Below are 12597 nucleotides of genomic sequence, written 5' to 3' on the forward strand. Positions count from 1 at the left end.
TCAAGATCGAGTGCGTAGTGTCCGTGGGGTGCGAAGACTGTGGCTGATGACCGGCCTGCCGGTGCTGACCTTGACCTTGGTCCTGACCGGATGCGGGATGTCCGGGATTCCCGAGGTGACGGGCGTGACCGACGGCCGACAAGGGAGTGAAACGGTGGACGTGGACCGGGCGGACGCGGGGGAGATCGAGCCCGGAGTGCTCAAGGGCAGGGTGGTCGACGAGAAGGGGGCGCCGCTGGCGGGCGTGGAGGTCGTCGCCGACAACCAGTTGCTCTACAACAGCAACCTGATCACGGTGACCGACGCCGACGGCTTCTACCGGGTGGAGACGGACCATGCGGCCACTTTCCACGCGACCGCGACGGTGACCCGCTCGTACAACGGCCAGCGGTTCTCCCTGGCCCTGGCGCCCGACGACGACTCGCCCTTCGCCGGGCCGACCGGCGCCGTGCGGAACTTCACCTGGAAGCTCACCGGGGAGCGGCCCGACGGCCTCGGCGTCTACGGAAACTCGGTGATCATCTATCTGGACACGGCGGATCCGCAGGATCCGCAGGCCTACCTCCAGGATGAGAACGTGGAGCTCACCCTCACCCCCGAGGGTCCGCTGGCCGACGGTTCCCAGGGAAGCGTCATCACCCGCGCGTCTTCGCGGACCGGGGACGGGTCGGGTGTGCACGACGTGCCCCTCGGCCGCTACCGGATCACCGCGACCTACGACGGCCGTCCGCTCCGCGTCAGGCAGCGCAACGTCGGCGAGTACGCGCCGGAGTATGTCGGGGACTTCCAGACGGTCATGACCGGCGTCTACCGGATCGATCTGGATCTGGCGCTCTGAGCGGAGCTTCGACGGCTTCACCCTCGACGACCCGGTCGCCCGCGCGCTCACGACGTCGTCGAGCGGGGCGGTCGGGCCCGCCGGAGTGGGCCGGTTGGATAGCTAGCATATCCAGCGTGCGGATCTCCCAGCTCAGCGAAACGACCGGCGTGCCCATCCCGACCATCAAGTACTACCTGCGGGAAGGGCTCCTGCCGCCGGGCGAACAGGTCTCCGCGACCCGTTCGGTGTACGGCGCCGCGCATGTGCGGCGGCTCCGCCTGATCAGAGCCCTCCTCGAAGTGGGCAAACTGCCCATCTCCGCCATCAGGGCCGTGATCGAAGCCGTGGAGGACGAGACGAAGGGCGTGCACGAGATGCTCGGCACCGCCCACTACGCGCTGTCCCCGAAGACCGAACCCGAGGACACCGACGAGTGGGCCGCCGCGCGGGCCATGGTCGACGAGCTCATCCGCGAGCGCGGCTGGCGGGTCGAGCCGGCCGCCCCGGGCCGCGACGAACTCGCCCAGACCATCGTGACCCTCCGCCGCCTCGGCCAGGAGGTCACCCTCCCCGACCTGCGCCCCTACGCCGCGGCGGTCGGCGGCCTGGTCCGCGACCACGAGATGTCGCGCATCCCGTTCGACGGCCCCCGCGAGACCGCCGTCGAGGCCCACGTGATCGGGACCGTGCTCTACGGCCGGGTCCTGGACGTCGTGCGCCGGCTCGCCGAGGAGTCGGAGTCGGCCCGGCTACTCGCAGATGCCGACGGGCTGGCGGAGTAGCCACTGGGCCGCGCGGCACAACAGCGTGCGGTGGACCGGCGAGTCGTAGGAGCGCGTGTCGTGGCCGAGGGCGTCGTACACGAGCCGGCCCCTCCGGACGTTCCGCGCCCAGAGCACCGGCTGGCCCAGCGAGGTGGCCAGCGGCGTGACGTCGGGGAGCACGTCGAGGTCGCTGTAGACCTCGTCGACGACGTCGAAGTCGCGCAGCCCGTCGGTGATGACGTGGTCGCGGTTGACGTGGACGGTGGTCCAGCCGATCGGCGGGTGGTGCGACTTGCCCCACTTCCACGAGGCGCCCAGCACCCGCGGCCAGCCCTGCCAGTCGTCGAAGCAGATGGAGGCGGTGTGCATGGCGAGGACGCCGCCGCCCTTGTCCAGGTGGTCGAGCAGCACCGCGCGGGCGTCCTGGCCGAGCGGGAGGTGCCACTGGTCGCGCTGGTCCTCGAAGTGACCATGCTCGTTGCACCAGCGCATGGCGTTGACGGTGATGAGGTCGACCTGCGGGGGTTCGGACAGGGCGCCCGCGATGTCGTCGGTGATCTCCGACTCGACGCCCGCTTCGCGGAGCACCTCGGCCAGGGTCTGCGACGTGGCCGCGAAGTCGTGGGCCACACCTCCGGAGAGAATGAGATTTCGCGCCATACCCGCCACTGCATCACAGGACCCCGCGTTGAGGGAATGGCCGGGCGGGTGACGCACGTCGGGGTGCCCGGCCGCACCGGCTCACCGCTCCGCGCTCACCAGCCACAACGCGCCGCCCAGGTAGACCCCTTCCGGACCCGCGTACGGCTCCAGCGTGGCCCGCAGGATGGCGCGGGCCGCAGCGGGCGTCAGGGTCGCGTCGCGCTCGAGAATCGCGCGGACCGGACCGGTGCCGAGATAGAAGTCGGCCGCGTTCGCGGCGTCGCGGCCGAAGTAGAGAGGGACGTCGACCGCCGTCGTGGTGACGGTCCGGAAACCGGCCTCACCGAGCACCCGTTCGATCCTGGAACGGTCGGCGAGCGAGAACATCCCGGGTGCGAGGGCGTCGGCGGGCGGCTCCGGCGGATGTCCGAGCAGCGCCGCGTTCGGCACGGTGTACCAGGCGCACCGGGCAATGTCCTGCGGGCAGACGAAGACGAGACGGCCGCCGGGACGCACGGCGCGGCCGATGTTGGCGAAGGCCGCTACGGGATCGGCGAAGAACATGATGCCGAACTGACTGACGGCCACATCGAAGTGGTCGTCGGGGAACGGATGGACCTGCGCGTCTCCTTCCTCGAACCGCAGGTTGACGAGCCCCGACCGGACTCCGTCGGCCCGGGCCCGCTCCAGCATCGGCCGGGAGAGATCGACGCCGACGACGTGCCCTCGGGCCGCCAGGCGGGCCGCGACGATCGTGGTCTCACCCGCGCCGCATCCGATGTCGAGCACCCGATCCGTCTCCGTTATGGCCGCGGCCCCGAACAACAGCCGGTGCAGTGCGGCGTTCCCGCCGGCCGTGTGGTCCTTCTGGTCGGCCCAGTGGACGCCTTCGGGTCCGTTCCACGAGGTCGCCTGTGCGGTGTTGGGAATGTCCATGAAATCGCCTGCCATCAATATGCCGGGTGGTGTTCCACGGTCAGCGGATAGGTGCGGAATTCGTCGAGAAATGCCGTCGCGGGCCGGAGCCGGTCGATGTGCAGGACACCGGGAGGCCCTGGAGCGGTGACCAGGAGGCGCGCCACGTGCGCGGTGACGAGCCCGGTCGCCCGGCAGACGTCGCGGCCCGCGACGGTGCTCGACACCGCGTTCCCGGCGGCGTCCGACGCGGTCACGTGGACGACGAACCGGTCGGATCCGAGGCGGAGGCGGGAGAACGCCGAGATGAACGCCGACTCGGCGCCCAGCCTGCGCGCCGCCTCGAAGAACCCGGCGGCGCGGAGGCCGAACAGGGCCGAGGTGACGAACGGCGAGTCGAGGCAGATCCGCGTCGTGGCCCGGACGGACGACGACGTGCTGATCACGTCCTGGTCGGAGAAGGGAAACGGGTGGACGGTCCGGTGTCCCCGGCCCGGGAACGTCACACGCAGCGGACGGGCGTCGGAACGCCGCCCGCCCCCTGGGCGGACGAGGTTCTCGACGATCCAGCGCACCGAGTCGACGCCGTGGTCGCCGCCCTGACCGAGCAGCAGGCTGATGTCGACCATCTCCGCCGACGGCAGCCGGTCGACACAGTGGCGGGCCAGCAGGTTCGTCAGCCCCGGGGCCACACCGACGCTGAGCACGGCCGTCGCCCCGTGCCGTCTCGCGAGTGCGTCGAGTGACGCGACCGCCCGGATCACCGGAGTGGACGCGGTGACGTCGACGTAGTGCACCCCCCGGCTCAGACAGGCGCGGGCCAGGTCCGCGTTGGCCCGCTCGACGCACATCACCACCACGGCCGCGCCGTCGAGGATCCGGTCGACGTCGGCCGGATCGCCGACGTCGATCCGCGCTCCTTCCACCGTGTGGCCGGTGGATCGAGCCAGGGCCTCCGCCTTGGCCCGGTCGCGGCCCGCCGCCACGGTCCGGCCGGGAAACCAGGCTCCGAGCTGCCGCGCGACCGCGCCGCCGACCGCTCCGTAACCGCCGATGACGACGATCGGCTTAACCGTGCTCGGCCACGAGCGATGTTCATCGTTGCTCCCATTCATGCCGTCCATCGCAATTCCGTGTCGCAGAAGTGAGGTCCTCAGAATCACGCGGCCACAGATATACGCACAACTGCAGATATCTCATGATTGACATGCATGCACTGCATGGCACGATTCATCTGTGATCGATCCGTGGACCTTGCAGGTGCTGGTCGAAGTGGCGGAGCGCGGTTCGTTCTCCGCGGCGGCCGAAACGTTGTCGATGACGCAGCCGGCCGTCTCCCGGCAGATCGGCGGACTGGAACGGAGGCTCGGCGTCGGGCTCTTCCGGCGCACCGCGCGCGGGGTCAGTCCGACCGCCGCGGGTGAGATCGTCGCCGAGCAGGCGCGCGACATCCTGGCCCGCTTGCGGGCCCTGGAACTGCGGGTCGGCGCTTTCACGAACGCCGAGGCCGGGCATGTCCGCCTGTCGGCGTTCTCCAGCGCCAACACCTGGTTCGTGCCGGAGGTCTTCCGGCGCTTCGGCCGCACCCATCCCGGAGTCAGCCTGAGCCTGATGCAGGACGACCCCGCCGGGACGCTGTCCGCGCTCAAGGACGGCAGGATCGACCTGGCGCTGATCACCGCCTGGAGCCTGTACGCCGACGTGCCCGCCGCCCGGCACGACCCGGCGGCCACGCCCCTGGACCCCGGCGAACTCACCGGGGTCGAACTGCTGCCCCTGCTGGAGGAGGAGTTCCAGGTCGCGTTGCCCGTGGGCCATCCCCTGGCCCGGCGCAGCCGCGTGCGGCTGGCCGACCTGCGAGAGGAGGCGTGGATCGAAGGCGGCTTCCCCGACTGCTTCGGCCCGATTCCCCAGCTCGCCACAGTCCTGGGCCGCCCGCCCCGAATCGGGTTCTTCTGCGAAGACTGGTACGGCAAGCAGGCGCTGGTCGCGGGCGGGTCCGGCATCATGCTCGTGCCCACGCTGGCGCGGGGCGCCGCGCACCCCGGCGTCGTGCTGCGGCCGACCGTTCCCCCGCTGCCGCCCCGCCCGCTCTACGCGGCCACCCTGTCACCGCCGTTCCGGCTCCCGGCCGTGACCGCACTGCTCGACGTGCTCACCGTCGTCAGCGGGGAGGTTCGCGCGGGACGTCATCGGCTCATCTGGGCTGGACCAGACCCATCACCCTCTGAACGACCGTCTCCCCCGACACCCGCAACCCGTCGTGCTCCCACTCGTTCGTGACCCACGTCGTCACGTTGGCGACCTCGCGCACGGTCTGGGCCGACAGGCCCTCGTCCACGTACATGTCGTCGTAGTACACGACCGCGCCCACCGGCACCTGGTTCGCCGCCAGGCGGGCCGGGTCGTACAGGGCGGGCCAGGTCATCTGGGCCAGGCACTCGGCCGTCCGCTTGAACGGGCGCAGCGCGCGGATCTCGTCGAACATCCAGGGGTAGATCATCTCTCCGGTGAGGGGCAGGTCGGGGGCCAGCCGGGCCGCCGACCAGTTCGTCGGGGCGCCCTGCGAATAGATGGACTCGTGCATGACGGCGTACAGGGGATTGCCGGCGAAGGACGTCTCGGCCATCACCTGGTAGAGGAACTCGTCGGAGAGTTCGCCGCCCACCCACGCCTCGGCCAGGAGCCAGTGCAGGGAGTCGGCTCCGCTGCCGGTGCCCAGTTCCGTGCCGAGGAACTTCAGGCGGTGGGGGGTGAGGCGGTCGCCGTCGGGGAGGCGGATGTCGTTGGCCGCCAGGTGGGCGAGGAGGCCGTCGAGGAGGGGGCGGTCGTCCGGGTAGCGGGTGAAGTAGCGGTCGAGTTTGCCTTCGACGCGGCGGTAGGTGCGCCGGTAGACCTCGTCGGCGTCGGCGTGCAGGCCCGGCAGACCGCCGGTCACGTAGCAGGCCGACAACGAGTCGGGGGCCTTCGACAGGTAGGTCAGGGTCACGAAGCCGCCGTAGGACTGGCCCAGCGTCGACCACCGCTCGACGCCCAGCGCGCGCCGGATGTGCTCGGCGTCGTCCACGATCGCGTCGGCGCGGAAGTGTCGCAGGTAGGCGGCCAGTTCGGGGCCGTCGGGGGCGGGCAGGGACTTCGCCGTCACGGGGCTGCTGCGGCCCGTTCCCCGCTGGTCGAGCAGCAGCACCCGATGGGTGCGCAGCGCGTGTCCGAGCCAGCCGTCCGCCGACAGCGGGCGGGGCGCCTTGCCGCCGGGGCCGCCCTGGAGGAACAGCAGCCAGGGCAGGTCGTCGCCCGCGCGCCGGGGGTCGACCGCCTCCCGGGCGAACACCTCGATCAGCCCGCCCGAGGGGTCGGAGTGGTCCAGCGGGACGGTGAAGACGTGGTCGGTGAGGGAAACGGTCACCGCGTCACGATAGCGACTCGGCCTCGGCCTCGGCCGCGTCGGCCTCGGCGGGCCTTCCGGCCGCGCGGAGCACCCGCGACAGGGTGGCCAGGGAGACGATCAGCGGGGGGCCGCCGAGGCCGCGGGCCAGGGAGACCGCCTCCTGGGCCAGGGGCAGCGCCATGGCGGGACGGCGGATCAGGGTGTCGGCGCCCGACCGGAGGGCGCGCACCAGCGTGCCCTCGTGTTCGGCGGCGTCGTGTTCGCACAGCAGCCGGGCCGCGCGGACCGCGCCGTCGACCGAGGCGGGCGAGCGGGCGACCCGGGCGTGCGCGAGGAGAGCGTCGACGACTTCCGGGCCGGCCGCTCTTCGCGCTATCGCCGCGAGGTGCAGGCGGATCTGCTCCTCGTACTCGTTCGGTTCCACCGGACCCAGCGTCTTCCCGACGCCGAGTCACACGCAACCCTCAGAGCCTCTGGAGTCCCAGGTCTTCGGTCACGCGGCGGAGGTCGCGGGGGTTGCCGAAACCCAGTTTCACCTGGATACGGACGACCAGTTGGTCGACGGAGAGCTCCTCGATGTTCATCGCCTTGGCCGCCTCGGGATGCGTGCATCCCTTCGAGATGAGCCGCAGCGCCTCCGTCTCGCGCGGCGACAGCGCGGGGCGCAGGCAGAGGGTCGAGGTGGCCGACGCGAGCTGGCCGCGCAGGACGAGGGCCAGTCCCTGGCCGAGTGCGAAACCGCCGGAGGCCACCTGGAGGACGGCGTGGCGGAACTCGTCGGGCGTGGTGTTCCTGGGGAGATAGCCGGAGGCGCCGGCCTGGAGTGCCTCGACGACGTCGGACGGATCGCCCGCGGCGGCGGTCACGAGGACACGGGCCCGGGGCGTCCACCCCTCGATCTCGGCGAGGGCCGGGCGGCGGTCTTCGCCGTAGAGGGCCAGGAGGACGACGTCGATCTCGGCGTCGGCGGTGGGGGCGGCGACGATCGACCCCACCTCGGGCATCCGGGTCAGCAGGCGGCGGATCCCGGCCTGCGCGTGCGGGTGATCGTCGGCAACGGCGACTCTGATCATGGTGTCCCACCCCCAAAATTAGATTCTGGACACGCGATACGGTCCTGGACAAGGGGATATCCGGACGAACTTTTTCGCTATTTGCGCGTGTCCGCGATACGGACCGGGCATACCGGTCACCTCTGTCTTCCAGTATCGCCAACGGACACCAATGCTCGGGCCCTGTTCGCCAAGGCCGTGCCAACTTCGCAGGTCAGCGGCTCGCGACTGTCGGTTACGCCCTATGCCCAACCGGTTTGCAGCGACAAGGTGACATTTCTAGTCCGGTGACAAGCTGACGATGCGGTGAGACCTTCGTATGAGTACGCGGCGTTAGGTGACATTTCGCGCCGGGTGCCCGATGGAGGGGGCTTCGCAGTTGAGCACGTGGACGGTCCCGGGCTACCGGGAGGTACGCGAACTCGGCGCCGGGGGTGGCGGCCGGGTCGTGCTGGCGACATACGAGACGACCGGAGCCTATGTCGCCATCAAGTATCTGAGCGAGACGCTGCGACGCGACCCCGGCTTCCTGGCCAGCTTCCAGCGTGAGGCCCGGCTCATGGTCGAGCTGGAGAACCCGAACGTGGTGCGGCTGTACGAATACGTGCAGTCGCCCAGGGGCGACGCGGCCATCGTGATGGAGCTGGTCGACGGGGTGTCGCTGCGGAGCATCCTGGCCGAGCACGGCAACACCTCGCCCGAGGCGGCGCTGGTCGTGCTGAAGGGGTCGCTGCTGGGCCTGTCGGCGGCGCACGCCTATGGTGTGGTGCACCGCGACTACAAACCCGAGAACGTGCTCGTCCAGGCCGACGGCACCAGCAAGCTGGCCGACTTCGGCATCGCCAGCCACGTCGGCGAGGCGGGGCAGGCGACCGGCACGCCGTCGTACATGGCCCCGGAGCAGTGGGCCGGGAACCCGGCCAGCCCGGCGACCGACGTCTACGCGGCGACCTGCGTGTTCTTCGAGTGCCTGACCGGCCACCGGCCCTTCCACTCGCTCGACGCGGGCACCCTGCGGCGCCAGCACCAGGGGGCGCCGATCCCGACGATGGAGGTGCCGGGCTCGGTCAGGGCGCTGGTCGGGCGGGGCATGGCCAAGGACCCGATGGCCCGGCCGCCGACCGCCGACCAGTTCGTCGCCGACCTGGAGCTCGCGGCGCTGGCCGCCTACGGCCGCGACTGGGAGGAACGCGGCCGGCGGCACCTGGCCGAACTGGCCACGCTGATGGCGCTGATGTTCCCGCTGGCCAAGCCGTCGACGCCGGTGCCGCAGGCGAACACCTCGCTGGCGCGCACGATCCTGAGCCAGCGGCTGACCCGGTTCGCGCCGCGGTTCGCCATCGCGGGGTCGCTGGTGGCGGCGGTGGTGGTCGCGATCGTGGTGGCGGCCAACGGCCAGACCCCGGTCGCGGGCGGCACCACGTTACGCCCGCCGACGCAGACGCCGGCGCAGGAGCCGCCGCCGGTCGTACCGGAGGAGGAGACCACACCCCCGGCCACCCCGGAAGAGGAACCGGCGACGGAGGAGCCGTCGGAGGAGGCCACCACCGAGCAACCGTCGACGGTCCAGCCGCCGGGCACCGCCACACCGACGGTCACCGCGACCGCCACCGCGACCGCTCCCCCACCGCCGCTCAAGGTCTCCGGCCTGAACATCCAGTCGTTCGACGGGCAGTCGGCCGCGGTCCGGATCACGACCAGCACCCCGGCGCAGGTCACGATGACGGTCCGGTTCGCCGAGGGCGCCGAGGAGTCGGCGCTCAACACGCTCCCGCCGCAGGTGGTCCCGCTCGCGGGCGCGACCGCCTACACCCCCGTCGTGCAGCAGGCCTTCACCCCACCCGCCTGCGGTACGACCTCCTACCGGCGCATCACCGTCGAGACCTCGCCCTCGGCGGGCAAGGCGGCGTCCAAGACCGTCTCGGTCAAGGGCGGACCGTGCCCGCCGCCGGCGGTGGAGAACGTCACGATCACCGGCTGGGACGGCAAGGCCGCCGGGGTGCGGCTCAAGGCCGACGGCACCGGCCGGGTCAAGGTGGTGGCCCGGTTCGGCCGCGACGGCGAGCTGACCAAGTCGTCGAGCACGACCCTGTCGGGACATCGGGAGTACTCCTTCACCGCTCGCACCGACCTGGGCGAGCCGCCGTGCGGCCAGACCTCGACGTACACGGTCCAGATCACCACCGAACCGGCGGCGGGCAACGGCACGCAGACCAGCCAGAAGCGGGTCACCGGGCCCGGCTGCGCGCCGCCCTCGGTGAGCCTGCAGGGGTGGGACGGGTCGCTGGCGACCGTCAAGGTGACCTCGGGGACGACCACGCCGATCACGCTCACGGTGACGTTCACCCGCACGATCCGGGTCGGCGAACGGCAGACGAACCCGATCGTGACGACCACGACGGCCGAGGTGAGCGGGGCCAAGGACTACACCCGCGAGTTCCCGACCGGCTACAAGCAGGCTCCGTGCGGGGCCCGGGACGTCCGCCAGGTGAGCGTGACGGCGTCGCCGGGGGGTGACACGGCCACCCGGGAGGTCACGCTCGACTCCCCCGCCTGTCCGGTGGAGGAGGAGCCGGAAACCCCTACGCCGTCGGGCTCGGAGCCTGGCCGGATCCTCTGACCTGGGACTATCCTGTATGTCCCGTTTGGTCATGTTTAAGTAAAGTGAGTTGACCTGCCCCTTAAAGGTCCTTGAACATCCCATTCACGCAGATTGACCCCGAAGCGTAATGGATGTCACATATGACCCCAGAGATGCAGAAGCTCATCACCTTGCTCAGGAAGGAGATCGGATACCAAGAGCAGTCCGGCGGCTACACCAAGTTCGGGGACTGGTACAACGCCGTCGAGACGGACGCCGACTACTCGTACCAGCCATGGTGCGACATGTTCCTCTCGTGGGGGGCGAACAAGCTCGGCTACAGCGACTGGTTCGGAGAGTTCTCCTACACCATCGCGCACGCGGAGTGGTTTCAGGCACAGGGGGCCTGGGGCCGCGAACCGGAACCGGGTGCGGTCGTCTTCTTCGACTGGGACGGCGGAGGAAGCGTCGACGGTATCGATCACGTAGGACTCGTGACGGAGGTGGACGGATCGCAGTTCACCTCGATCGAGGGCAACACCAGCAACATGGTCAAGGAACGAACCCACGACAAGGGGACGGTCGTCGGGTTCGGCTACCCGGAGAAGATCCTGGAGAAGACCACCGGCTCCTCCGAGACCGGCACCGACACCACGACCGACACGGGCCCGAACACCGGCTCCGACACCACGACCGACACGGGCCCGGACACCGGCTCCGACACCCAGACCGGCACCGGGACCGACGGCAGACCCGGCATGGGCCCGCACCCTCGGCCTTGGGACCGGCCGGACACCAGGTCGGGCGGCGGCTCGGAGGACAAACCGGGCATCGGCTACGAAGGCAGGCCCGGGATGGGCTCCCACAACGGCTCAGGGCCGAGGCAGGGAACCGGTCCCGACACCGGCTCGGACACCGCGCCCGGAACCAGGTCCGGGACCACGTCGGGCGACTTCTCGCGCGGGCCCGGAGCCGAGTCCGGCGCCGGAACCCGCACCCTGCCCGGGATCGGGATCGGCGCGGGGCCGGGCGACCGCCCCGACACCAGGTCAGGTGGCGGTTCGGAGGACGGGCCGGGGTTCAGGGCGGGCGGGTCCAGCCCCGGTTCGCATCACGTCTGGTCGGGCATCGGCGTCGACGTCACTCCTGGGATCTCCGCCGACTCCGGCTCCCGTGCCGGTATCGGCCCCGGCGGGTGTGCCGGCGGCGACGAGAACGGTTGTCCTGACCGTGGCCCGCTCGTCTGGGCCGACACCCCCGCCCTCGTCGAGGAGGCCCAGAAGGCCCCCGAGACGCCTCGGGGCCCGACCCCCAAGGTGATCCTCCTCAAGGAGATGGCGGCGGAGACGTCGCTCCTCCACGTCGAACCGGCCACGCAGATCAGCGCCCTGCCGGTGGCCGCGAGCCGGCCGACGCCCGCCTCCGTCCCGCACGCCCTGAGCGCGCAGGGACTGGTGGCGCCGTTGCTGGTGGTGCTCCTGGCGCTGGCCTTCCTGGTCAACCACCGGCGCCCGGCGTCCTCGGCGCCGACGGACTACCGAGGCCGTCACCGGCGGTAGAGCTCCGGGTTCCCCAGGCGCGCCGCTCTGAGCCGCGCCCGGTGCAGACCGGTGTCTCCGTACGCCGACCCGAGTGACCACACCCGTGCCACCCAGAGGTCGTGCCCACGCGGTCCGTGCCGCAGGATCGTGTGGGCCGCCTCGGCGGCGGCCTCCCCCGCGGCGGCCTTGGCCGCGCTGACCGCGCGCACGACCTCCCCTTCTGGCGACGAATGGTCACCGGCGACGACCGCGGCCTCGTACACGAGGGAACCGGCGAAGTCGGCCGCGTCGGGCGGGAGACCGGCGACCGCGCACAGGTGCCGGGCGAGGCCGACGAGCTGGGCGGCCACCGCCACGGTCGCGACGCGCAGCGCCGGCAGGGCGGCCACACGGGTGCCCAGGGGGATGCCGGGACGCTCGGTCGACACGCTGAACAGGCGGCGGGCCGGGTCGAGACCGGGGCGGGGCGTCAGCCGTACCGAGGAGGGCGGGAGGGCCTCCAGGACACCGCCGGGGCGTTCGACGACGAGCAGGCCGGCGGCGTCGGCGTCGGGGGCGTACACGGTGTCGCCGATGCGGGCCGAGACCCGCAGTTCGCCGCGCGCGAGCGGCGCGTGGAAACGCTCCGGCAGCAGCAGCGCGCCGAGCACGCACGTCTCCACCAGCGGGCCCGGCAGCGCCACGCGGCCGGTCTCGGCGAACGCGGGCACCGTGTCGGCGAACCGCAATCCGAGCCCGCCCGAAACCGGCGATACCAAACACCCGAGGAATCCGGTCGCGCCGAGCGCGTCCCAGCCGGGCAGCCGCGCGTCCGCCGGCGGCGACAGGAGTGCGGCCCGGACCTGGGCGGCCAGGCCGAGCTGCTCATCGGTGTAAGCCACGATCTGAGATGTA

Annotated in this window: 12 protein-coding genes; 5 read left to right on the plus strand and 7 right to left on the minus strand. The window is 71.4% G+C overall.

The window, feature by feature from the left end; genetic code table 11:
* The first annotated feature begins 28 nt into the window (after positions 1-28).
* The gene (locus AW273_RS12490) at positions 29-838 is read left to right on the plus strand and encodes a carboxypeptidase-like regulatory domain-containing protein (RefSeq protein ID WP_157555739.1); all 810 of its coding nucleotides are present in this window, start codon (positions 29-31) and stop codon (positions 836-838) included.
* Positions 839-954: 116 nt separating this feature from the next.
* Positions 955-1602 carry a MerR family transcriptional regulator gene (locus AW273_RS12495; RefSeq protein ID WP_062348361.1) on the plus strand — a complete coding sequence of 216 codons (648 nt, stop codon included), beginning with the start codon at positions 955-957 and terminating at the stop codon, positions 1600-1602.
* Here the strand turns inward: AW273_RS12495 and AW273_RS12500 are convergent.
* The 3 genes from AW273_RS12500 to AW273_RS12510 all read right to left on the minus strand — a co-directional run bounded on the left by AW273_RS12500 (position 1570) and on the right by AW273_RS12510 (position 4265).
* Positions 1570-2244 carry a ThuA domain-containing protein gene (locus tag AW273_RS12500; RefSeq protein WP_063909933.1) on the minus strand — a complete coding sequence of 225 codons (675 nt, stop codon included), beginning with the start codon at positions 2242-2244 and terminating at the stop codon, positions 1570-1572. The two genes, AW273_RS12495 and AW273_RS12500, sit on opposite strands and share 33 nt — an antisense overlap.
* Positions 2245-2325: 81 nt before the next feature.
* Entirely contained in the window at positions 2326-3162 is an 837-nt protein-coding gene (locus AW273_RS12505) for a class I SAM-dependent methyltransferase (RefSeq protein WP_062348364.1), read from the minus strand.
* Between the two features lie 14 nt (positions 3163-3176).
* Positions 3177-4265, minus strand: a complete 1089-nt coding sequence (locus tag AW273_RS12510; RefSeq protein WP_062348365.1) for a saccharopine dehydrogenase family protein — start codon at positions 4263-4265, stop codon at positions 3177-3179.
* A 112-nt stretch (positions 4266-4377) separates the two neighbouring features.
* Here AW273_RS12510 and AW273_RS12515 point away from each other — a divergent pair, with 112 nt between their 5' ends.
* Positions 4378-5424 carry a LysR family transcriptional regulator gene (locus tag AW273_RS12515; RefSeq protein WP_062348367.1) on the plus strand — a complete coding sequence of 349 codons (1047 nt, stop codon included), beginning with the start codon at positions 4378-4380 and terminating at the stop codon, positions 5422-5424.
* On the opposite strand, the gene AW273_RS12520 is transcribed toward AW273_RS12515, so the two are convergent.
* The 3 genes from AW273_RS12520 to AW273_RS12530 are packed head-to-tail and all read right to left on the minus strand — an operon-like array spanning position 5339 to position 7602.
* On the minus strand, positions 5339-6547 hold the full coding sequence (locus AW273_RS12520) for an alpha/beta fold hydrolase (protein ID WP_062348369.1): 1209 nt from the start codon (positions 6545-6547) through the stop codon (positions 5339-5341). The two genes, AW273_RS12515 and AW273_RS12520, sit on opposite strands and share 86 nt — an antisense overlap.
* A gap of 4 nt (positions 6548-6551) precedes the next feature.
* On the minus strand, positions 6552-6953 hold the full coding sequence (locus AW273_RS12525; RefSeq protein WP_062348371.1) for a hypothetical protein: 402 nt from the start codon (positions 6951-6953) through the stop codon (positions 6552-6554).
* A 40-nt stretch (positions 6954-6993) separates the two neighbouring features.
* The gene (locus tag AW273_RS12530) at positions 6994-7602 is read right to left on the minus strand and encodes a response regulator transcription factor (RefSeq protein WP_062348374.1); all 609 of its coding nucleotides are present in this window, start codon (positions 7600-7602) and stop codon (positions 6994-6996) included.
* Between the two features lie 358 nt (positions 7603-7960).
* On the opposite strand from AW273_RS12530, the gene AW273_RS12535 reads away from it, so the two are divergent.
* A complete protein-coding gene (locus AW273_RS12535; RefSeq protein ID WP_062348376.1) occupies positions 7961-10201 on the plus strand; it encodes a serine/threonine-protein kinase in 2241 nt (746 codons plus the stop codon).
* A gap of 122 nt (positions 10202-10323) precedes the next feature.
* Positions 10324-11721 (plus strand): CHAP domain-containing protein, encoded by a 1398-nt coding sequence (locus tag AW273_RS12540; RefSeq protein WP_198168124.1) that lies wholly within the window; start codon positions 10324-10326, stop codon positions 11719-11721.
* On the opposite strand, the gene AW273_RS12545 is transcribed toward AW273_RS12540, so the two are convergent.
* A complete protein-coding gene (locus AW273_RS12545) occupies positions 11709-12584 on the minus strand; it encodes a hypothetical protein (protein ID WP_062348380.1) in 876 nt (291 codons plus the stop codon). The genes AW273_RS12540 and AW273_RS12545 overlap by 13 nt on opposite strands.
* Positions 12585-12597: the final 13 nt, after the last annotated feature.

The organism is Herbidospora yilanensis, assembly GCF_001570565.1.
Taxonomy (GTDB): domain Bacteria; phylum Actinomycetota; class Actinomycetes; order Streptosporangiales; family Streptosporangiaceae; genus Herbidospora; species Herbidospora yilanensis.